We start from the raw sequence: 21195 nt of genomic DNA on the forward strand, positions 1-21195 counted from the left end.
GCCTGCCGCCGGCGTCTAAGTGCCGGCGGCCCCCGCCGCCCATCGCCACCTTTGAGATTGAGCCATGGATGATCTCCTCCGCGAATTCCTGACGGAAACTTCCGAGAGCCTCGACGTCGCCGACGTTGAGCTCGTGAAGTTCGAGACCGACCCGAACAACCGGGATATCCTCAACAACATCTTCCGCCTGGTCCACACCATCAAGGGAACCTGCGGGTTCATCGGGCTGGTGCGTCTGGCCGGTCTCGCCCATGCCGCGGAAACGTTGATGGACGAGTTCCGCAACGGGCGGCCGGTAACCACCGGCGCGGTCGGGCTGATCCTGCGCACCGTGGATCGCATCAAGGCGATCCTGATGGAGATCGAGCGCAATGATGGCACTGAGCCGGTCGGCTCCGACGCGGATCTGATCGACGAGCTCGAAGCCGAGGTGGCGCGCACCGATGTGACGGCGGACGCCCCGCCGCCGCCCCCGCCCGTGGCCGACAAGCCGCTGATCGTGCAGGAGCGCGAGACGCTGCCGGGCGAGGTTCCGCTCGACGAGCTGGAGCGCATGTTCCGCGAGACTGAGGTGGAGGCCAAGGCACCGGTCGCCAAGGCCAAGCCGGCTGCGGCCGCCGCTCCCGCGCCGGTTCCCGTTCCGGTTGCCGCCAAGCCGATGGTGACCGATGGCGCTCCGCCGCCGGCGGCCAATGACGCCAACTCGGTCGCCAATCAGACTATCCGCGTCAGCGTCTCGGTGCTCGAGCACCTGATGACGATGGTCTCCGAGCTGGTGCTCACCCGCAACCAGCTGATGGAAATCAGCCGTCGCAACGAAGACAACGAATACAAGAGCCCGCTGCAGCGCCTGTCCACCGTGACCGGCGAGTTGCAGGAGGCGGTCATGCGCACGCGCATGCAGCCGATCGGCAATGCCTGGCAGAAGCTGCCGCGCATCGTCCGCGACCTCGCGCAGGATCTCGGCAAGCAGATCGAGCTGGAGCAGCACGGCGCCGAGACCGAACTCGACCGCCAGGTGCTCGACCAGATCAAGGATCCGCTCACCCACATGGTGCGCAACTCGGCCGACCACGGGCTTGAGTTGCCCGCCGCCCGCCGCGCCGCCGGCAAGCCGGAGAAGGGCACGATCCGCCTCTCGGCCTATCACGAGGGTGGCCATGTCATCCTTGAGATCGCCGATGACGGGCGTGGCCTCGACGTCGAGCGCATCAAGGTCAAGGCCGTGGAGAACGGCCTGTGCTCGGAAGCCGATGCGGCTCGCATGACCGATGCGCAGGCCTTCCGCTACATTTTCCACGCCGGCTTCTCGACGGCGGCGGCGGTGACCAGCGTGTCGGGCCGCGGCGTTGGCATGGATGTCGTGCGCTGCAACATCGAGCTGATCGGCGGCACCATCGACGTGCGCTCCAAGCGCGGCGAAGGCACCACCTTCACCATCAAGATCCCGCTTACCCTGGCCATCGTGCCGGCGCTGATCGTGGAGAGCACTGGCGAGCGCTTCGCCCTGCCGCAGACCTCGGTGGTCGAGCTGGTGCGGGTGCGCTCGGACAGCGAGCACTCGCTGAGCTTCATCAAGCACGCCCATGTGCTGCGCCTGCGCGACAGGCTGCTGCCGATCGTCGATCTCGGCACGGTGATGAACCTGTCCTGCCATTGGGGCGAGCGTCCCGAGGGCGAGCTGATCGTGGTGATGCAGGTCGGCAGCCATCGCTTCGGCGTCGTCGTCGACAGCGTCTCGCACACCGAGGAAATCGTGGTGAAGCCGCTCTCCACGGTGCTGCGCGGGCTCTCGCTGGTCTCCGGCAGCACCATTCTGGGCGACGGCCGCGTGATCATGATCATCGACCCGAACGGCCTGGCGCAGCTTGCCGCCAGCCGTGCCGACAAGGCGACGGACAGCATGGGTGCGCAGCAGAAGGGTGACACCGACAGTGCCTCCGATACCACCTCGCTCCTGCTGTGCCGGGCTGGCCCGCGCGGCATGAAGGCGGTGCCGCTCTCGCTCGTCACCCGTCTCGAAGAGCTCGACGCCGCCCAGGTGGAGATCGTCTCCGAGCGCAGCGTCGCGCAGTATCGCGGCACGCTGATCCCGATCGTCTATGCCAATGACGAGGTGGAGCGGAAGACCTCCGGCAAGCAGCCGCTGCTCATCTTCTCGGAAGGCCAGCGGACCATGGGTCTCGTGGTCGACGAGATCGTGGACATCGTCGAGACCGAGTTCAACCTCAAGCTCTCCTCCGGCGCGCCGGAAATCATGGGCGGCGCGATCATCAACGAGACCGCCACCGAGGTTCTCGACGTTGCTTACTTCATGCAGGCCGCGTTCGGGGCGAGCTTCGACATCCCGCCCGTGCGCCATGCGCATGAGCGCGCCGGCCGCCTGCTGCTGGTGGATGGCAATGCCTTCCACCGGGCCATGCTGGAGCCGGTGCTCAAGGGCAATGGCTACGCCGTGACGGCCTGCTCTTCCGCCAGCGAGGCGCTGGAGAAGCTTGCCGGCGACCTGCACTTCGATGCGGTCGTCAGCGAGGTCGACATGCCCGGCGTGGACGGCTTCCGCTTCGCCGAGCGCGTGCGCCGCGAGCTGCTTCTGGAGGATCTCCCGATCATCGCCATGGCGAGCGGGCGCAACCCGGACTCCATCGAACGCGGCCGCATCGCCGGGTTCACTGATTACGTCGCCAAGTTCGACCGCACCGGGCTGATTGCCGCGCTGCGCGAATTCGCGGCCCACGAGGATGAGGAGAAGGCGGCATGAGCACCGCAACCGCTACTGTTGAAGGGCTCAGCGACGCCCGCCAGTTCGTCACCGTCCGCATTGGCGGGCAGCTCTTCGGGGTTCCGATCTCGTCGGTGAACGAGGTCTTCGTTCCCGACCGCATCACGCCGGTGCCGCTGGCACCGCGCGAGATCGACGGGGTGCTGAACCTGCGCGGGCGCATTGTCACCATGGTCGACATGCGCCGGCTCCTCGGGCTGCCCGACAGCTCGCTCGCCCGGATGGCTGTGGGCATCGAGCGCACCGGCGAGGCCTTCGCACTGCTGATCGACGGGGTGGGCGACGTGCTCCTCCTTGACGCCAGCACGCATGACAGCAACCCGCCGAACCTTGAGGACGAGTGGATCCGCTTCTCCGAGGGCGTGCATCGCCTCGAGGGTGAGCTGCTGGTCCTGCTCGATGTCGAACGTGTCCTGGCGACCGTCGGCAGCACGCGGGTCGCGGCATGATGGAACATTCGGGACATTCGCCGATGAAGACGTTTCTTGTCGTTGATGACTCCGCCGTGGTGCGGAAGATCGCTCGCCGCATGCTCGAAAGCTGGTCTTTCGATGTCGAGGAGGCCGAGAATGGCAAGCATGCGCTGGAGCGCTGCTCCCGCGCCATGCCGGACGGCATCCTGCTCGACTGGAACATGCCCTATGTGACCGGGCTCGAGTTCCTGGAAAAGCTGCGCCAGAGCGCCGGCGGCACTGCGCCGAAGGTCGTCTTCTGCACCACGATGAATGACATGGACCACATCGCCCGCGCGCTCTCTTCCGGCGCGGACGAGTACATCATGAAACCCTTCGATGAAGACATCCTGCGCGAAAAGCTCGAAGAAGTGGGCTTGCTGGAAAAAAGCGAGACATGATCATGGCGACAGCCCCCAGCACAGCGGCCCCTCCGCAGGCCGGCCCTCCCATCAAGGTGATGATCGTCGACGACTCCGTGTTCATGCGCGGTGTGCTGTCGAACTGGTTCGGTGAGAGCGGCGAATTTCAGGTCGTCGCCAGTCACCCGAACGGCCGCCGCGCGGCGGACGACGTGCAGCGCGCGCAGCCCGACGTGATCATTCTCGATCTCGAAATGCCCGACATGGACGGCCTGACCGCCCTGCCGCTGATCCTGGAGCGCAAGCCCGGCACCGCCGTGCTTGTCGCCTCCTCGCTGACGCGGCGCGGCGCGGAAGTCAGCCTGCGCGCCCTCACGCTCGGTGCGGCCGATTACATTCCCAAGCCCGACGCCAATCGCGGCGTCAGCGCAGCGGAAGAGTTCCGGGCTGAACTGATGGCGAAGGCGCGTGGCCTCGGCCAGCGTGCGCGCCGCCGCTCTCTGCCGCGTCCGCCCGTCGGCGCGGTGCCGGCTCCTGCGCCGGTCGCCGTGAGCGTGCCCGTCAGCGCACCTGTTGCCACACCCTCGCCCATGTCGGCTGCGTCGGCGGCCAAGATGCCGCAGAAGCTGCGCAGCTATTCGATGATGCCGGTCGGCGTGCTCGCCGTCGGCAGTTCCACGGGTGGTCCGCAGGCGCTCACGCGCCTGTTCACCGACATCGGGCCGGCGATCGCCACTCTGCCGGTGCTGATCGTCCAGCACATGCCGCCGACTTTCACCTCGATCCTGGCCGAGCATGTCGCCCGCGCCTCGGGTCGCCCCTGCGCCGAAGCCAAGGATGGCGAGCCCATCCTTCCCGGCCGCATCTATGTCGCGCCGGGCGGCATCCACATGGATGTGGTGCGCGACGGCGGCACCGCCAAGATCCGCCTGTTCGACGGCCCGGCGGTGAATTTCTGCAAGCCGGCGGTCGATCCGATGTTCCAGACGGTGGCCTCCGTCTACGGCGCCGCGACGCTGGCGCTCGTGCTCACCGGCATGGGGTCGGACGGCGCCAAGGGCGCGCTGCGTGTCGCCGAGGCGGGCGGCAGCGTCATCGCGCAGGATGAAGAAAGCAGTGTCGTCTGGGGTATGCCGGGCGCCACCGCTCAGATCGGAGCCTGCTCGGGGATCCTCCCGATTGGGGAAATCGGCCGCAAAGTGACGCGGCTTATCGTCGGGGGGCGGGAATGATTGCGTTTTCCGAATATGACTTTCTGCGCCGCTTCCTCAAGCAGCGATCGGGCCTGATCCTCGGCGACGACAAGCAGTATCTGCTCGAGAGCCGCCTGGAGCCGGTGCTGCACCGCATGAAGGTGCCGGATTTCAGCCGGCTCGTCGCGCTGCTGCGTGACGGGACCGCGCCGGTCGGCCTCGCCGATGCGGTGGTGGAGGCGATGACCACGAACGAGTCGCTGTTCTTCCGCGACAAGAACCCGTTCGAGCTGCTCTCCTCGTTCATCCTGCCGGAGCTCATCGCCAAGCGCGGCCCGCTGCACACGATCCGCATCTGGTGCGCGGCGGCATCGACCGGGCAGGAGCCCTATTCCATCGCCATGCTGCTCAAGGAAAATGAGCGGCTGCTCGGCGGGCGCCGGGTCGAGATCGTCGGCACCGACCTCTCGTCGGACGTGCTCGCCCGTTGCGAGGAGGGCATCTACAACCAGTTCGAGGTGCAGCGCGGCCTGCCGGTGCATTACCTTCTGCGCTACTTCACCCAGGTGGGCGACAACTGGCGCATCTCGCCGGAGATCCGCTCCATGGTGCGCTTCTCGCGGCTCAATCTGCTGCAGCCCTTCGGCCATCTCGGCACGTTCGACATCGTGTTCTGCCGCAACGTGCTGATCTATTTCGACTCGGCCACCAAGTCCGATGTGCTCACGCGCATCGCCGGCGTGACCGCCCGGGACGGCTATCTGATCCTCGGCGGCGCCGAGACGGTGCTCGGCCTGTCCTCCGACTTCGTGGCCGGCAGCCGTCGCGGCTTCTACGTGCCGCGCACCTCCACCGGCGCGATGGCGACGGCGGCGAAGTGACGATCGGCTCCCGGGGCTCGCGCCTCAGGGAGCGCGGGTGAGGTGGAGCGGCTGGCCTTCAACGGGTACCTTGCTCCACACTGCTTCCTCGCCGGCGGCGAAGCGCAATCGCGCGCCGCCGGCGCCCAGCAGCAAGAGGTCATTCCCGTCCAGCCGCCAGCGATCGGGCAGGGGGCGACCGAGCAGCGGCGCGCAGGTCGCGGCCGCGGTGAGCCGGAACGCGTCGCCGGTCGCGCTGTCGGTCAGGGTGAGGCGGCAGGCCGCCGCGCCGCCCGTCTCCGACACATCCCAGTCACCGACGAGATCGCGCGGCTGCAGCGTGGCGGCGGGCTCCGCGAGGCGCGTATTGACGAGAAAATACACCCCATCCTTTTCGCGCAGCGCCTCCCAGGTGCCGCCGACCCCTTCGGTGAATTCCGCGATCAGCCGGCCCTCCGCGCTGTAGAGCCGGATGGCGTTGCCCGGCCCCGGCCCCCAGGCGGCGATGTCGGCGGCGAACAGGATGGCCCCGGCGCAGCTGGCGCGATCGAGTTCCACGGCGAAATGCGGCGCGCGCGCGGGCGTCTTCGCGCCCTCCTTCGCCACGCCTGGCTGCAGCCGGATCGGGCAGATGCGGTCGCCATCGGCGTTGGTGAGCTGATAGGCGTCGGCAAGCTCCGCAGCGGGCGACACCGCTTGGGGCACTCCTTGTGACGCCTCCGGCGACTGCGCGCCGGCAAGGCCGGCCATCGCCATCAGGCAGAGGCCGAGCATGGTCCCGATTGCGAGCGGGCGCGCGGCCATGGTCAGCGCCGCACGGGGAGCGGGGTCTCCGGCACCGGCGTCAGCGGCTCGCGCCCGTCGCGCCAGGCCAGCAAATTATCCACCACGAGCTGCCCCATGGCGTTGCGCGTCACATGCGTCGCTGAAGCGATATGCGGCAGCAGCACCACATTATCCAGGGCGATGAGCGCGTCCGGCACCTGCGGCTCGTTGGCGAACACGTCGAGCCCGGCGGCGGCGATGGTGCCGCGCTCCAGCGCCGTGACGAGGGCGGGTTCGTCCACCACCGAGCCGCGCGCGACATTGACCAGCACGCCGTTCGGCCCCAGCGCCGCCAGCACCTCGGCATTGATCATCCGGTCCGTCGTCGGTCCGCCGGGGACGATGACCAGCAGCACATCCACCGCCGCCGCGAGCTCCCGCAGCACGGGGTAATGCGCGTAGGGTAGGCCCTCCACGGGCCGCCGGCTGTGATAGGCGATGGGCCTGCCGAAGCCGGCGAGCCGGCGGGCGATAGCCTGGCCGATTCGCCCCATGCCGACAATGCCGATGGAGCGGTCGCGCAGCGTGGCGCTGAAGGAGAAGGCGCCCTTTGGCCAGTTGCCGGCACGCAGGAAGCGGTCCGCCTGCGGGATACGCCGCAGCGTGGCGAGAAGCAGGCCGACGGAGAGGTCCGCCACCTCGTCGTCGAGCACGCCTGGCGTGTTGGTGACAATGATGCCGCGCGCGGCCGCCGCCGTGACATCCACCGCATCATAGCCGACACCGAAATTGGCGACGATCTCGACCTTGGGAAGGCGTGCCAGCAGCGCTTCGTTTACCCGGTTCGCCCCGCCGGCTGTCGCACCGACACCTGTCGCAATGGCCCGGATGTTCGAGCCCGCCTGAGCCAGCATGGCGTCGGCGTCCCCCTTGTCCAGGCGGTGGACGGTAAAGTGCTCGGCGAGCTGCTGCTCGATCATGGCCATCAGCGGGCCGGTCTGCAGCAGTTCGGGGCGGGAGGATTCGACCATTCGCGGGCTCCTCAATTCTCGGGAGCCGTATTCGTCACCAAAGATGCCCCGGTTTCAAGCCGGGCATCGGTAGGGTGAGGGGCGGGCGTCGCTCAGGCCGGCTCTTCCGCCGTCTCGGCCTCGTCATCGGCGTCCGCTTCGGCCAGCGTTTCCGGCGCGGCGCCGAGCTGGGTGGCGAGGTTCTTCTCGATTTTGCGCAGCAGCTTGCGCAGCCTTTTGCGGTCCTTGCCGTCGAGGCCCGCCACCATGATGTCTTCCAGCGAATCCCAGATGCCGTCGATGGCGCCGGCGCGGGCGCGGCCTTCCTCGGTGAGGTGGACGCGCACGAGGCGTGCGTCGCCGTCCGAGGCGCGGCGCTCTAGAAGGCCCTGGGCGGAGAGACGGCCGACGGTCTTCGAGGCGGTCGGCGGGCGCACCCGCAAGGCGGCCGCGAGCTCGGTCATGGTCCGTCCGTCGCTGTTGGTGAGCAGCTTCAGTGCGGTTTCCTGCCCGGGGAACAGGCCGATGTCATGCAGTCGCCGGGCGGCAAGCGCCCGCTGAAGCCGCGCGGCATGATGAAGCCGGTGGCTGATGCTCTTTTCGAAGCCATCCTTCATGGGCGCCCCGCCTCTAGGATCGCAGCATCGGATCGACACGATAGTCAAACGTGATGCCGTGACAGGAGGATGGCTATAAACCGCTTCGCCGTCAAAGTTTTCGGAAACTATCGTGAATTCTCACAATTCGGCGAAGCGCGCTTCCACTTTGGCGAGGAAGCGGGCGCGTTTGGCGGCACCCGCGGAATCCATGCTGTGCAAGGCGAGCCAGAGCTTGCGGGCCCGTGGATGGATGATCCCGCCCAGCCCTTCCATGATGATGCGCCGGCCGGGTTGGCCGACCCACCGCCACCAGTACCAGGGTGAGCCGAGCGTGCTCACCGCCGCCAGAAGGCGGATATTGGTGAGCCGGCGTTCCAGTGGGCGGAAGGGCTTGGGCATGCCGAAGGTCTCGAATGGCACGAAGACGCGGTCGAGCCAGCCCTTGAGCATAGCGGGCGGCCCGTACCACCAGGTGGGAGCAACGATCACCATTCCCTGGACGGCCCGCACGCGGGCAAGATGGTCTGCGACGGGCACGGCGTTGACGCCGGGCGTGTGGTAGTCGAGCCGCGCCTGCCGGCTCAGCACCGGGTCGAACCCCTCGGCATAGAGGTCCAGCAGATCGACCTCGTGGCCGGCGCGCGTCAGGCCCCGGATCACCGCATCCCGTACCGCTGCGTTAAAGCTCTCCGCCACCGGGTGACAATAGACGACGAGCACGCGCATCAGGCCGCTCCCGCGGCGCCGTCCAGCCCGGCGAAGAGATACGTGCGCCCGTCGGCGATATCGAGGTCCGGATGGTCCCAGCCGAGCATCTTGCCGGGGTTGAGCAGACCCGCCGGGTCCGCCGCGCGCTTGAAGGCGAGCTGTCCCGCATCGGTCTGCTTCATGCCGCCTTCCTCCAGCGTGTAGCGGTGCGGATTGAACACCGGGATGCCCACCGCCTCGTGACGGGCGATGATCGCCTCCAGCCGCTCCTCGGAGGAGAAGCGCACCAGCGGCAGGCCGAAGCACGTCACCTTGCCGTCGAAGCGGACGAATTCGAGATGGGCCGGCACCTCGTCGCCGAGCTCGGCATGAATGCGGGCGACGAGATCGAGCTGGTTCGGGAAGGGGTAGAGCGTCTGCAGATAGGTGATCGCCGGCTCAATGCGCAGCGCGCGCAGCGTGGTGTGATTCCAGGAGAGCTCGTAGAGCGGGGGCAGGCCCTTGGCCTCCTGCGTGCCCAGCGCGTCGAGATCGAACAGCAGCTGGCCGCCCCAGTGGGCGGTGAAGCTGTCAAAGGCGGCGCGGGCCATGGGTGCGATCATCACCAGCACGATGTGCTGTCCATCCGGCAGGAAGGCGCGGTGGCGCAGGAAATAGGTCTGCGGCACCGGCGCGGCGATGACGGAGAGCAGCTTCTTGAGGATGGCGTCCTGCTCGCCCAGCGCATTGGCATAGGCGGCGGCGCGGGCGAAATTGTCGAAGCCGACGATGGCCTCTACCCAGTCATAAGCCGGGGCGAGCGGCATCTCGACCTCGAGAATGATGCCGTTGGTGCCATAGGCATGGGCGACCTTCTGCACCTCCTCGCCAGAGAGATCGAGAAGGCGCGGCACGGCTTCCATCGTCGCCACCTTGAGGCGGATGATGTTGCCGAGATCGCGCAGCCCGCCCCAGGTGATGGAGCCGACCCCGCCCGAGCCGCCGGCGATGAAGCCGCCGATCGAGGCGGTGCGGTAGGTGGAGGGGTGCAGGCGCAGCTCTTGCCCGCCGGGCCGGCAGGCGGCGTCGATGTCGGCGATCAGCGCCCCAGCCTGTGCGCGCACCCGGCCGGGGCTGATCTCAAGAATGCGGTTGAGGCCGGACAGATCGAGCACCAGCCCGCCCGCGAGCGGCATGGCCTGCCCGTAATTGCCGGTGCCGGCGCCGCGCGGGGTGACGGGAATGGCCAGCGCGGCGCATGCCGCGAGCACGGTCAGAACCTCGTCCTCCGTCGTCGGGAAGGCGACGATGTCGGCGGTGACGGCCTCAAGCTGGCGCTTCAGCGTCGGCGAGTACCAGTAGAAGTCCCGGCTGCGCTGGCGCACCAATGCCGGGTTCTCCTCCAGCCGGATGCCGGTGAGGCGGGTTCTCAACGCGGCGATGTCATAGGCCATGGGGCATCCCCTTGAGGCTGTCGAGTTCGGCATAGTCCGGTGCCACCGCATTGAGCCGCGCGCCGTCGCGGATGACAATGCGGTCTAACTGTGGGCGCGCCAGCGCCTCGTTGAGGCTGCGCGCCGTGAGGATGATGAGGTCCGCCGGGCGATCAACCGCGATGCGGCCAGCCGCCAGCCCCATCTGTGCCGCCGGCGCGCGCGCGACGATGGCGGGCCAGTCGGCGAAGGGGTGGTCGAGATGGGCGATGCGGGTGGCCTCCCGGTAGACCTCGACGAGGTCGAGATCGCCATAGGCGTAGAACGGATCGCGCGCATTGTCGCTGGCGACCATCACCTCGATGCCGCGCGCCTTCATCTCATGCAGCAGGGTGATGCCGCGCCAGCGCGGTGTGCGGCCGGCGTGGCGGTCCTGAAGGTAGAGATTGCACATGGGCAGCGAGACGACGGCGACGCCGGCACGGGCGACAAGGTCCAGCGTGCGGTCGATGGCGTCCTCGCTCTGGCGGGCAAGCGAGCAGCAATGGCCGGCGAGGATGCGCCCTTCAAAGCCATGGCGCAGCGCCGCTTCGGCGATGAGGGCGAGCGAGTGGGCGCCGGGGTCGGCGGTTTCGTCGACGTGAAAGTCGAGGTCGAGCCCGTGCTCGCCCGCCGCCGCGAACAGCCGGTCGAGCCCGGCGGGCAAAGCGGGGCTCATATAGGTGACGGCACCCAGCACGCCCCGGTGGCGGCGCACGGCGTCGAGCAGCGGCAGGAACTCGGCGTCTTCCAGCACGAGGTCGATGGGGGTGAGCGCCACCGCCTGAAGCGCGATGCGCTCGCGCCAGGTCTCACGCATCTCCCCGAAGACCGGCCAGGAAATGGCGGTTTGCGGGCCGATGGAATCGAGATGGGTACGGATGGCCACCGTGCCGTGGGCATGGGCGCAGCGCAAGGCGAAATCCATGCGGGTGCGCACGTCATCCGCCGTCCAGTGCGCGCGCCGGTCGGCATCAGCGGCGGCCAGCGCCCCGGCGAAGCTGCCGTCCCGGTTCTGCGCGCGTGGCCAGATGAAAGCCTTGTCGAGATGGGTGTGGACGTCCACCAGACCCGGCAGGACGAGCCGACCGTTCAGCGGAATGCGCGGCAGCTCCGGTAGCTCCAGCGCGGCGCCGATGGCGGTGATGCGCCCCGCCGCAACCGCGACGTCGACGCGGACGAGACCCTCAGTGTCAGCGGGGTGGGCGGCATCGATCAGGCAGGCCGGCACGCGGGCATTGGTGAGCACATAGGCCGGCGGCAGGTGGTCGAATTCACGCATGTCAGGCCCCGGCGAGCTCGCTCTCATGCCAGCGCCGCAGCACGGCCCAGGAGAACAGGCTGAGCATGGCATAGATGACGATGCCGCACAGCGAGATCAGCAGCAGCGCGGCGAACAGGCGGGGGATGTTGAGCCGGTAGGCGGATTCGACGATGCGGAAGGCGAGGCCCGAGCCTTGCCCGGCCGAGCCGGCGGCAATCTCGCCGACCACCGCGCCAATGAGAGCGAGACCGCCGGCGATGCGCAGCCCGCCGAGGAAGAAGGGCAGGGCGGTCGGCAGCTTGAGCTGCATCAGGGTCTGCCAGGGCGTGGCGCCGGAGAGGCGGAACAGGTCGCGCAGATTGGGATCGACCGATTTCAGGCCCAGCGTCGTGTTGGCGAGCATCGGGAAGAAGGCGACGATCCAGGCGCAGACCAGCACTGCTGTGCCGGTGTCGAGATAGATCAGCATCAGCGGCGCGATGGCGATGATCGGCGTCACCTGAAGGATCACCGCGATGGGGAACAGCGAGAATTCGATGATGCGCGAGGAGGCGAAGATGAGCGCCAGCGCCACCCCGCCCACCACGGCGAAGAATAGGGCGAGCCCCGTCGTGCGCAGCGTCACCAGCATGGAGTTGAGCAGCACCACATGATCCTTGATGAGCGTCTGGGCGACCAGAGCCGGGCTCGGCAGGATGTAGGGCGGCAGGTCGTTGAGGCGCACGATCAGATCCCAGCCGGCGACCGCAAGCGCCAGCACGGCGAGGGGCATCAGCCAGCGGAACGGGGAATGCTCCATACGCTCACCCCGCCGCTAGCCGGCTTCCATGGCGCGGGCGAGCGCCAGCGACGCCTCCCGGCACAGGCCGGCATATTCCGGCGAGGTGCGGAACGCCTCGTCGCGCGGCTGGTTCGGGTCGATCTCCAGCTCCGCCGCGATGCGGCCGGGGCGCGCGCGGAAGACCAGGATGCGCGAGGAGAGGTAGACGGATTCGAACACTGAATGGGTAACGAAGACGATGGTGCAGCCGAGCCGGCGCCACACCTCCAGAAGATCATTGTTCAGCTTGAAGCGGGTGATCTCGTCGAGCGCGGCGAAGGGCTCGTCCATCAGCAGCAGGCTCGGGCGCGTGACGAGGGCGCGGGCGATGGAGACGCGCATCTTCATGCCGCCGGACAGTTCGCGCGGATAGGCGTCGCGGAAGGCGGACAAGCCGACCATTTCGAGCGCTTCCTCGATGGCGGGCGTCGCCGCCTTGCGGCTCGTGCCGGCGAGGCGCAGCGGCAGGTAGACATTGCCGAAGACGCTGGCCCAAGGCATCAGCGTCGGTTCCTGAAAGACGAAGCCGATGGAGGGGCGCGCCGCCGCGCCGGCCGGCCAGTCGATACGCCCGCTGGTGGGTTCGGACAGGCCGGCGATGAGGCGCAACGCGGTGGATTTGCCGCAGCCGGAGGGCCCGAGCAGGGAGAGGAACTCGCCCTGTCGCACCTGCATGTTCAATCCTTCAAGCGCCGTCACCGCATTGGCGAAGCGCTTCTCGACGCCGGACAGCGCGAGGAGGGGGAGGGTTTGGGTGGCGGCGTCGGCGGTCAGGACGTCTGTCATCTTCAGGCAGCATTCCCGGCGAAGAGCCGTCACCGCTCTTCAATTGCGAGGCGTTGCAAAGGCGGCACAGGCTACTTCGCGAGATCCTTGCCCACGCCCTTGTTCACGAATTGCAGCGTATAGGATTTCTTGTAATCGATGTCGCCGTTCACCACGCCGGCGCGCACCATCTTGTCGAAGAAGCTCTTGATTTTGGCGTCCGTCATGGCGCCGACGCCGAGCGTCTTGCTGTCCCCTGAATCGACGATGCCATACTCCTTCAGCTTGGCGATGGAGAAGGCGATCATCTCATCCGTCATTTCCGGATTGTCCTTCTTGATCAGCGCATTCGCCTTGGCGTTGTCGCCATAGAGATAATTGTACCAGCCGATGATCGAGGCATCGACGAAGCGCTGCACCAGATCGGGGTTGGACTTCACCAACTCGCTGCGGGTCTCGATCGTCGTCGAGTAGGTGTCGAAGCCCTGATCGGCCAGCAGGAAGAGCGACGGCTTGAACTTGCCCTCCTTCTCCACCGCATAGGGCTCGGAGGTGATGTAGCCCTGCATGGCGCTGTTCTTGTCGGCGAGGAAGGGCGCGACGTTGAAGGTGTAGGGCTTCACCTGATTTTCCGAGAAGCCGAAATCCTTCACCAGCCACTGATAGTAGCTCGCCAGACCCTCCTTGGAGATGAACAGGGTGCGGGTCTTCAGATCCTCGAACTTGGTCACGTCCGGGTGGGCGATGAGAACCTGCGGATCCTTCTGGAACAGGGCGGCGACGATGACGGTGGGGATGCCCTCCTTCACCGAGTCGAACGCCTGCAGCATGTTGGCGCCCATGTAGAAATCTATCTTGCCGACAGGGAGCAGCAGGCGGTTATTGGCCTGCGGGCCGCCCGGCAGGATGGTGACGTTCAGCCCGTATTTCGCATAGGTGCCGTCCACGACCGCCTGGTAGAAGCCGCCATGCTCGGCCTGCGCCACCCAATTGGTGCCGAAGGTCACCTTGTCGGCGGCGAGGGCAGGGGCGGCAAAGGCGGCGCAGGCGAGGGCCGCCAGGGCGGCGATCCGAGGAAAACGCAGGCGCGGAAGACGCAGGCGCATCGATGTCTCCATCCGGTGCGAAGAGCGGCGATCAGGGGTGAGGGCGAAGCACTGCCACCATGATAGGCGAGCTTAATACGGATGCACATAGGGCTTGGATGGGCTCGTCGCATCCGGCGCGACGATTGCGCCGAGGCCCGCCCGCGCCTAGCCTTGCCCCCATGCTTCGCCATCTGATCCCCGTCGCTGTCCGCCGCCCCTTCGCCCGCTACAGCCACGCTGTCGAGGTGCCCGCCAGCGCGCGACTGCTGCTGGTGTCCGGCCAACTCGGCATCACGGAGGATGATGTGATCCCCGAGGATGTGGAAGCGCAGGCCGTGCTGTGTTTCCGCGCGATCCGCGCCTGCCTGGCCGAAGCCGGCATGGGGCCGGGCGACATTGTCCGCCTCAATGCCTATGTCACCGACCGGGCCTATCTTGCCGGCTACATGGCGGCGCGGGACCGCTTCATCGTCGATCCGCCGCCGGCCTCGACGCTGATGATCGTGTCCGGTTTCGCCCGGCCGGAATTCAAGGTCGAGATCGAGGCGCTGGCGGCGAAGGCGGATTGAAAAATCTGGAGTATTTTCTCTTCGCGAAAGTCGACCAACTTTCGCGGAAAATGCTCTAGAACCGCGCCGTCACGAACCGGATCGCCCGCCATGCCGCCCAAACGCTTCTGGACCGAACTCACCTGGACCGATTTTCAGGCCGGGGACACAGCGAACTGGATCGCCGTTCTGCCAGTGGCGGCGGTGGAGCAGCATGGGCCGCATCTGCCGGTCGGCGTCGATGCGTTCATCGGCGAGGGCTATCTGAAGGAGGTAGCCCGCCTGCTGCCGGACGACATTCCGGCGGTCTTCCTGCCGATGCAGGCCATCGGCAAGTCGAACGAGCATCTGTTCTATCCGGGCACGCTGACGCTTTCCTCCGAGACGGTGATCCGAGCTTGGACCGAGATCGGCGAGAGCGTCTACCGCGCCGGCGTGCGCAAGCTGGTCATCGTCAATTCGCATGGCGGCAATGTCTCGGTGATCGACATCGTGGCGCGTGAGCTGCGGGCGCGCCTCGGCATGCTGGCGGTCCACGTCTCCTGGCACCGCTTCGGTTACCCGGAAGGGCTGTTCTCGGCGCAGGAGCGCCAGCACGGCATTCATGCCGGTGGGGTCGAGACCTCGCTGATGATGAATTTCCGGCCCGACACGGTGCGGACAAGCGAAATCGCCGACTTTCCGCCGGTGACGCTCGGCATGGAGCAGGAATTCGCCTTCCTGCGCGCCGGCAGCCCGGCCGGCTTCGGCTGGATGGCGCAGGACATCCAGCCCACCGGCGCCATGGGCGATGCCACGCAGGCGAGCCCCGAGAAGGGCGAGACCTGCGCCCATTTCGGCGCCCGCGCCTTTGTCGAGCTGCTGGCCGATGTGCAGCGCTTCGACCTCGCCCGCCTGCCGGCTGGTCCGCTTGGCGGGAGCGCGCTCTGATGGAAGGTGCGATCGCTGGCGTACCGCTCCCCGAAATGGAACTGAGCGTGGAGGAGGCGCGCGCCTATGCCGCCCGCGTGCTCGAGCATTTCAACACAGCGCCGGAGAATGCCTGCATCACCGCGGCGGCGCTGGTGGCGGCGGAGGCGGATGGGCTCGGCACCCATGGCCTTGCCCGCCTGCCGAGCTATTGTGCCATGGTGGCGGCCGGCAAGATCGACGGCCATGCCGTGCCGCGCGCCCAGCGCCTGACGCCGGCGCTGGTGGCCGTGGATGCCGGAAACGGCTTCGCCTATCCCGCCATCGAGCAGGGCCTGCCGCTGCTGGCGGAGGCCGCGCGCGAGAGCGGTATCGGGCTGCTGGCGATCCGCCGCTCCAGCCATTTCGGCGTGGCCGGCCAGCCGGTGGAGGCGCTGGCCACGGGCGGGCTGGTCGGGCTCGCCTTCGCCAATGCTTCCGCCTCGATCGCGCCCTGGGGCGGCAAGAAGGCGGTGTTCGGCACCAACCCGATCGCCTTCGCCACGCCGCTGAAGGATCGCCCGCCGGCGGTGGTGGATTTGTCTGTGGCCAAGGTGGCGCGCGGCAACATCCTCGCCGCCGTGCAGCGGGGCGACGCCTCCATTCCCGAGGGCTGGGCCTTCGACGTGGACGGCAACCCGACCACCGACGCCAAGAGCGCGCTCGCCGGGACCATGGTGCCGATGGGCGATGCCAAGGGCACGGCGCTCGCTTTCATCATCGAGGTGATGGCGGCGGCGCTGACGGCCTCGACCTTTTCCTTCGACGCGCCCAGCTTCTTCGATGGCAAGGGCCCGCCGGCGGCCGTTGGGCAGATCATCATCGCCATCGACCCCGGTCGGCTGGCGGGGGACGCCTATCTCGACCATCTGGAGCGCCTCGCCGCCGCCATCGAGCGCGAGCCGGGCGCGCGGCTGCCGGGCACACGGCGGCTCACCAACCGCTCCCGTGCCGCCCGGCACGGGGTCAAGGTTGGCGCGGCGCTGCGCCGGGCGCTTGCCGGGATGGGCTTTCCGGACTGAGCGCCGGCGCACGCGCCGTCAGGCGGGCAGGGTCGACCAATCCGGATACCAGCCGCCCTCGCCCTTGCGGAACAGCGGGCAGGAGATCGGCGCGTGAACGAGGCCCGGCCAGGCCGGGTCTATGGCGCCGAGCGTCTTCTGCCAGACATTGGTTTCCCTGATCGCGGTGGCGACGCCGACGACATTGGCGCCGATCCGCCGCATCAGCTCCAGCTCAGCGGAGACCGTACCACCGGTGGAGATGACGTCCTCGACCAGCAGCACGCGCTTGTCTTCCAGCCGCTCCAGCAGGCGCGGATCGATGAACACCGTCTTGGGCTTGAGCGGGCTGGTGATGGAGATCACCGGGATGGAGAGTTCGTCCTCGAACCAGAATTTGCGCGAATAGCTCAGCGGCACATAGTGCGGGTGGCCGAGCTTCTTCGCCACCGAGGCGGCGAGCACCATGCCGAGCGTCGGCATGCCGACGACGATCTCCGGCGCGAGGTGGCGCACCTGATCCGCGATGGCGGTGGAGAGCCGGTCTTCCAGCTCGAAGGAGTTCTCGGTGATGCAGAGATAGGCGATGGCCGTCTCGAAATCAGGCGGCAGGGCGAGGAAGGGCAGGTCGGCCCAGTCACCGTCCGGCAGCCGGACGGGGTACCTGTCGCGATAGGGCGGGGGCCCGAGTTCCGGCAGTTCGGCGGCGGGAATGATGCGGTCGCGGTAGCTGCCGCGGTCAGAATAGGTCAGGGGCATGGGCACTCCGGCATGGGGGTGCGCTCCCACCAGCAACCAGAATGCCAAAGGCCGCCGGGATGAGCCGGCGGCCTACGTTCTCAGGCGTCGCGGCCGAAGCCGAGCGCCTCACTTCTTGGCGTTGGCGATCGACTGGAGGATGATCTCGCGGGCGCGGTCGACGCCTTCCCAATCGGCGACGCTGACCTTCTTGCCCTTCTCCAGATCCTTGTAGTGAGTGAAGAAGTGGGCCACCTGCTCAAGGACGAGCGGCGGCAGATCATCGCAGCTCTTGACCTTGGAGTGGTAGGGGTAGACCGAGTCCGCCGGCACGGCGAGGATCTTCTCGTCGCCGCCCTTCTCGTCGGTCATCATCAGCACGCCGACTGGGCGCGCGGCGATGACGGAGCCGGCCAGAAGCGGGATCGGCGAGACGACGATGATGTCGAGCGGGTCGCCATCGTCACCCAGCGTGTTGGGGATGAAGCCGTAATTGCCCGGATAGAACATCGGCGTGTGCAGGAAGCGGTCGACGAAGAGCGCGCCCGACTCCTTGTCGAGCTCATACTTCACCGGCGCGCCGCCGGCCGGGATTTCGATGATGGCGTGAACCTCGTCGGGGGGATTCGGGCCGATCGAGATGCGTGAAATGTCCATGAACGGGCTCCCAGGTCGAACAGGCCGGCCGCGCCGGCGGGCAAAGTCGGCCCTCTATTAAGTCGGCGCGGCGACGGCGTCGAGACGGGAAAGCACCATCCCTTCGATGGGAGCCGCCCGTCGGCGTGTCGGTCACGGCTGCGAGGTGGCGCTGATATAAAGTATCGAAGGGCTGGACGGGCAAGTGGGATATGATGTATCAGATGTGCCCACGGAGTTGTCTTCATGCCCGCCTTGCCAAAGCTCGCTGCCCCCTCCCACGGTCACCTCAATGACGAAGGAGCGGCGCAGGGCGAGGGTGCCGTAACGGCATCGGGGCGTCTGGCCAACGATGCCGTTTCCGCGCATCGCCATGCCCATGGGCACGGATCGGCGCATACTCATGCACTTCATCACGGCCACTCCCATTCCCATGCGCCGGGCCAGCGCCACCCCATGGCCGAGCCCGGCTTCTCGCTTCTGCGCCTGTCGGTATGGCAGCGGCTCGCCATCGCCCTGCCGCTGACCGTGCTGCTCTGGGCGGCGGCGATCGCGGTGATTTCCGGTGGGGGGCTGTGATGGGCAAGGTACTCGCCTTTCGCGACCTCACCCTCGGCTATGAGCGCCACCCGGCGGTGCATCACCTCCAGGGCGAGGTGGGCGAGGGTGCGCTGCTCGCGGTCTGCGGTCCCAATGGCGCGGGTAAGTCGACGCTGCTCAAGGGCATCGCCGGTGTGCTGACGCCGCTCGCCGGCGGCATCGACTGCACGGTTGCCGCGCGCGACATCGCCTATCTGCCGCAGGCAGCGGAGATCGACCGCTCGTTCCCGATCGACGTCTATGATCTTGTGTCCATGGGACTTTGGCACCGCGCCGGTCTCTTCGGCGGTATCGGCCGGGCGGATCGGCACAGGATCGAGCAGGCTATCGCCGCTGTCGGTCTCGAAGGCTTCGAACGCCGGCCCATCGGCACGCTGTCGGGCGGGCAGATGCAGCGCACGCTGTTCGCACGGCTGCTGCTGCAGGAGGCGCGGCTGATCCTGCTGGACGAGCCCTTCACAGCGCTCGATGCCGGCACCATCGCCGATCTCGTCGCGCTGGTGGAGCGCTGGCATGGCGAGGGGCGGACCATCCTTGCCGTGCTGCACGATCTCGAGCTGGTGCGCAGCCATTTCCCGCAGACGCTGCTGCTCGCCCGCGAGCCGGTCGCCTGGGGCGAGACGCGCGAGGTGCTGACCACCGCGAATCTCTCCGCCGCCCGCCGCATGTGCGAGGCCTGGGACGATGCCGCCCCGTTCTGCGCGCCGGAGCAGGCGGCATGATCTACGAGTACCTGATCGCCCCCTTTGCCGAGTTCGATTTCATGCGCCGCGCGCTGGTTGGCGCGCTGGCCCTGTCGGTCGGCGCCGGTCCCATTGGCGTTCTCATGATGCTGCGCCGGATGAGTCTGGCCGGTGACGCCATGGCGCACGCCATCCTGCCGGGTGCGGCGGTCGGCTTCCTCGCCGCCGGGCTCAACCTCTTCGCCATGACCATTGGCGGCCTTGTCGCCGGCTTCGCGGTTGCGATCGGCGCCGGTGCGGTGGCGCGGGCCACACAGATGAAGGAGGACGCGGCCCTTGCCGCCTTCTACCTCATCTCGCTGGCGCTCGGCGTGCTGCTGGTCTCGCTGCGCGGCTCCAATGTCGACCTGCTGCACGTGCTGTTCGGCACGGTGCTGGCGCTGGACGACGCGACGCTGCTGCTCATCGTGTCCATCTCCAGCTTCTCGCTGCTGGCGCTGGCCGTGCTCTGGCGCCCGCTGGTGCTGGAGAGTGTCGATTCCGGCTTCCTGCGCTCGGTCAGCCGGGCCGGGGCGCCGACCCATCTCGTCTTCCTGGCGCTGGTGGTGCTGAACCTCGTCGGCGGCTTCCATGCGCTGGGCACGCTGCTCGCGGTCGGCATGATGATGCTGCCCGCCGCAGCGGCACGGTTCTGGACGCGCGAGCTCACCGCCATGGTCGGTCTGTCGGTGCTGGTGGCGGCGCTCTCCGGCGTCATCGGCCTCCTGTTCTCCTATCACGCGGGCGTGCCCTCGGGCCCGTCCATCATCCTCGTCGCCGGCGCGAGCTACGCGCTGTCTGTCCTGTTCGGGCCGGTGGGAGGGCTGCTTCCGCGCCTCGTACCGCGCCGCCATCTCGAAGCCTGAGGAGAATTCCCATGCTGTCCCGCCGTTATCTCATCGCCGCGGCCATGGCCGTTGGCCTCGCCGGTCCGGCCTTCGCGCAGGATGCCGCGCCTGCCACCAAGCTCCCCGTCGTCGCCTCCTTCTCCATCCTCGGCGACTTCGTGAAGGAGGTTGGCGGCGACCGCATCGCCGTGTCGACCCTCGTCGGGCCGAATGGCGACGCGCATGTGTTCCAGCCGGCCCCGGCCGACGCCAAGAAGGTCGCGGCCGCCAAGGTTGTGTTCGTCAACGGCCTCGGCTTCGAGGGTTGGATGAACCGCCTCATCAAGGCCTCCGGCACAAAGGCGACCATCGTCGTGGCGACCAAGGGTGTCGCCCCACGCAAGATGGAAGAGGAAGAGGGCGGCCATGACCATGGCAAGGACGCCCATGCCCATGAAGAGACCGACCCTCATGCCTGGCAGTCGGTCGCCAATGCCAAGCTCTATGTCGCCAATGTCCGCGACGGGCTGATTGCCGCCGATCCGGCCGGCAAGGCGACCTATGAGGCCAATGCGACCGCCTATCTGGCCAAGCTCGACGCGCTCGACGCCGAGGTGAAGGCGGCGATCGCCACCATTCCCGCCGAACGCCGTCGCATCATCACCTCGCATGACGCCTTCGGCTATTTCGGCGCCGCCTACGGCATGGAATTCATCGCGCCGCAGGGCGTGTCGACCGAAGCCGAGGCCTCGGCCAAGGACGTCGCCAAGATCATCCGCCAGATCAAGACGGAGAAGATCCCGGCGGTGTTCATGGAGAACATTTCCGATCCGCGCCTCGTCAAGCGCATCGCCGACGAGACCGGCGCCAAGATCGGCGGCGAGGTCTATTCCGACGCGCTCTCCGATGACAAAGGCCCGGCGAGCACCTACATCGACATGATCGAGAACAACATCCGCGCGTTTTCCTCGGCGCTGTCGAGCTGACCCTTTTCCGGGGCGTTCCCCGGACATCGCTGGAGCTAGCAATCCCGGATCTCCGCGCGGCGGTGGTCCG

General features: G+C 67.7%; 23 protein-coding genes. 12 read left to right on the plus strand and 11 right to left on the minus strand.

All coding sequences use genetic code 11. The features are described from left to right. Positions 1-64 precede the first annotated feature (64 nt). Genes OU996_RS08545 through OU996_RS08565 form a run of 5 tightly spaced genes read left to right on the plus strand, consistent with a single transcriptional unit; the run spans position 65 to position 5670 of the window. The gene (locus tag OU996_RS08545) at positions 65-2761 is read left to right on the plus strand and encodes a hybrid sensor histidine kinase/response regulator (protein ID WP_267585173.1); all 2697 of its coding nucleotides are present in this window, start codon (positions 65-67) and stop codon (positions 2759-2761) included. Then, positions 2758-3231, plus strand: coding sequence for a chemotaxis protein CheW (locus tag OU996_RS08550; protein ID WP_267585174.1), 474 nt, complete (start codon positions 2758-2760; stop codon positions 3229-3231). Before OU996_RS08545 ends, OU996_RS08550 begins: the two co-directional genes overlap by 4 nt. Positions 3232-3254: 23 nt before the next feature. Continuing rightward, positions 3255-3635, plus strand: a complete 381-nt coding sequence (locus OU996_RS08555) for a response regulator (protein ID WP_267585175.1) — start codon at positions 3255-3257, stop codon at positions 3633-3635. After that, positions 3632-4828: a protein-glutamate methylesterase/protein-glutamine glutaminase gene (locus OU996_RS08560; RefSeq protein ID WP_267585176.1), complete on the plus strand. Its 1197-nt coding sequence runs from the start codon at positions 3632-3634 to the stop codon at positions 4826-4828. Before OU996_RS08555 ends, OU996_RS08560 begins: the two co-directional genes overlap by 4 nt. Beyond that, positions 4825-5670 (plus strand): CheR family methyltransferase, encoded by an 846-nt coding sequence (locus tag OU996_RS08565; RefSeq protein WP_267585177.1) that lies wholly within the window; start codon positions 4825-4827, stop codon positions 5668-5670. The genes OU996_RS08560 and OU996_RS08565 overlap by 4 nt, the downstream gene beginning before the upstream one ends. 24 nt (positions 5671-5694) lie before the next feature. On the opposite strand, the gene OU996_RS08570 is transcribed toward OU996_RS08565, so the two are convergent. From OU996_RS08570 to OU996_RS08610, 9 genes are all read right to left on the minus strand, one after another. Beyond that, positions 5695-6453, minus strand: coding sequence for an AprI/Inh family metalloprotease inhibitor (locus tag OU996_RS08570; protein ID WP_267585178.1), 759 nt, complete (start codon positions 6451-6453; stop codon positions 5695-5697). A gap of 2 nt (positions 6454-6455) precedes the next feature. Beyond that, positions 6456-7445 carry a 2-hydroxyacid dehydrogenase gene (locus OU996_RS08575; protein WP_267585179.1) on the minus strand — a complete coding sequence of 330 codons (990 nt, stop codon included), beginning with the start codon at positions 7443-7445 and terminating at the stop codon, positions 6456-6458. A gap of 92 nt (positions 7446-7537) precedes the next feature. Continuing rightward, complete coding sequence (locus OU996_RS08580; protein WP_267585180.1) at positions 7538-8041, minus strand: MarR family winged helix-turn-helix transcriptional regulator; 504 nt, start codon at positions 8039-8041, stop codon at positions 7538-7540. A gap of 120 nt (positions 8042-8161) precedes the next feature. Next, positions 8162-8749, minus strand: coding sequence for an NAD(P)H-dependent oxidoreductase (locus OU996_RS08585; RefSeq protein WP_267585181.1), 588 nt, complete (start codon positions 8747-8749; stop codon positions 8162-8164). Beyond that, entirely contained in the window at positions 8749-10164 is a 1416-nt protein-coding gene (locus OU996_RS08590; RefSeq protein WP_267585182.1) for an FAD-binding oxidoreductase, read from the minus strand. The genes OU996_RS08585 and OU996_RS08590 overlap by 1 nt, the downstream gene beginning before the upstream one ends. Beyond that, the gene (locus OU996_RS08595) at positions 10154-11464 is read right to left on the minus strand and encodes a cytosine deaminase (RefSeq protein WP_267585183.1); all 1311 of its coding nucleotides are present in this window, start codon (positions 11462-11464) and stop codon (positions 10154-10156) included. Before OU996_RS08595 ends, OU996_RS08590 begins: the two co-directional genes overlap by 11 nt. A gap of 1 nt (position 11465) precedes the next feature. Further along, entirely contained in the window at positions 11466-12245 is a 780-nt protein-coding gene (locus tag OU996_RS08600) for an ABC transporter permease (RefSeq protein ID WP_267585184.1), read from the minus strand. A gap of 15 nt (positions 12246-12260) precedes the next feature. Beyond that, the gene (locus OU996_RS08605; RefSeq protein ID WP_267585185.1) at positions 12261-13052 is read right to left on the minus strand and encodes an ABC transporter ATP-binding protein; all 792 of its coding nucleotides are present in this window, start codon (positions 13050-13052) and stop codon (positions 12261-12263) included. 71 nt (positions 13053-13123) lie between these two features. Beyond that, positions 13124-14137: an ABC transporter substrate-binding protein gene (locus OU996_RS08610; protein ID WP_267585186.1), complete on the minus strand. Its 1014-nt coding sequence runs from the start codon at positions 14135-14137 to the stop codon at positions 13124-13126. A gap of 161 nt (positions 14138-14298) precedes the next feature. Here OU996_RS08610 and OU996_RS08615 point away from each other — a divergent pair, with 161 nt between their 5' ends. The 3 genes from OU996_RS08615 (at position 14299) to OU996_RS08625 (ending at position 16637) form a co-directional block, all read left to right on the plus strand. Further along, positions 14299-14688 carry a RidA family protein gene (locus OU996_RS08615; RefSeq protein ID WP_267585187.1) on the plus strand — a complete coding sequence of 130 codons (390 nt, stop codon included), beginning with the start codon at positions 14299-14301 and terminating at the stop codon, positions 14686-14688. A gap of 90 nt (positions 14689-14778) precedes the next feature. Further along, the gene (locus OU996_RS08620) at positions 14779-15597 is read left to right on the plus strand and encodes a creatininase family protein (RefSeq protein WP_267585188.1); all 819 of its coding nucleotides are present in this window, start codon (positions 14779-14781) and stop codon (positions 15595-15597) included. Beyond that, the gene (locus OU996_RS08625) at positions 15597-16637 is read left to right on the plus strand and encodes an Ldh family oxidoreductase (RefSeq protein ID WP_267585189.1); all 1041 of its coding nucleotides are present in this window, start codon (positions 15597-15599) and stop codon (positions 16635-16637) included. Before OU996_RS08620 ends, OU996_RS08625 begins: the two co-directional genes overlap by 1 nt. An 18-nt stretch (positions 16638-16655) precedes the next feature. Here OU996_RS08625 and OU996_RS08630 read toward each other — a convergent pair whose 3' ends face one another. Both OU996_RS08630 and ppa read right to left on the minus strand, forming a co-directional pair. After that, positions 16656-17375, minus strand: coding sequence for a phosphoribosyltransferase (locus OU996_RS08630; protein WP_267585190.1), 720 nt, complete (start codon positions 17373-17375; stop codon positions 16656-16658). Between the two features lie 108 nt (positions 17376-17483). Then, positions 17484-18011: an inorganic diphosphatase gene (gene ppa / locus OU996_RS08635; RefSeq protein ID WP_267585191.1), complete on the minus strand. Its 528-nt coding sequence runs from the start codon at positions 18009-18011 to the stop codon at positions 17484-17486. 225 nt (positions 18012-18236) lie between these two features. Here ppa and OU996_RS08640 point away from each other — a divergent pair, with 225 nt between their 5' ends. The 4 genes from OU996_RS08640 to OU996_RS08655 are packed head-to-tail and all read left to right on the plus strand — an operon-like array spanning position 18237 to position 21125. Continuing rightward, positions 18237-18569, plus strand: coding sequence for a hypothetical protein (locus OU996_RS08640; protein WP_267585192.1), 333 nt, complete (start codon positions 18237-18239; stop codon positions 18567-18569). Further along, positions 18569-19312 carry a zinc ABC transporter ATP-binding protein AztA gene (gene aztA, locus OU996_RS08645; protein WP_267585193.1) on the plus strand — a complete coding sequence of 248 codons (744 nt, stop codon included), beginning with the start codon at positions 18569-18571 and terminating at the stop codon, positions 19310-19312. The genes OU996_RS08640 and aztA overlap by 1 nt, the downstream gene beginning before the upstream one ends. Further along, a complete protein-coding gene (locus OU996_RS08650) occupies positions 19309-20178 on the plus strand; it encodes a metal ABC transporter permease (RefSeq protein WP_267585194.1) in 870 nt (289 codons plus the stop codon). The genes aztA and OU996_RS08650 overlap by 4 nt, the downstream gene beginning before the upstream one ends. 11 nt (positions 20179-20189) lie before the next feature. Then, positions 20190-21125, plus strand: coding sequence for a metal ABC transporter substrate-binding protein (locus tag OU996_RS08655; protein WP_267585195.1), 936 nt, complete (start codon positions 20190-20192; stop codon positions 21123-21125). The last annotated feature ends 70 nt before the right edge of the window (positions 21126-21195 follow it).

This window comes from Ancylobacter sp. SL191, assembly GCF_026625645.1.
Taxonomy (GTDB): domain Bacteria; phylum Pseudomonadota; class Alphaproteobacteria; order Rhizobiales; family Xanthobacteraceae; genus Ancylobacter.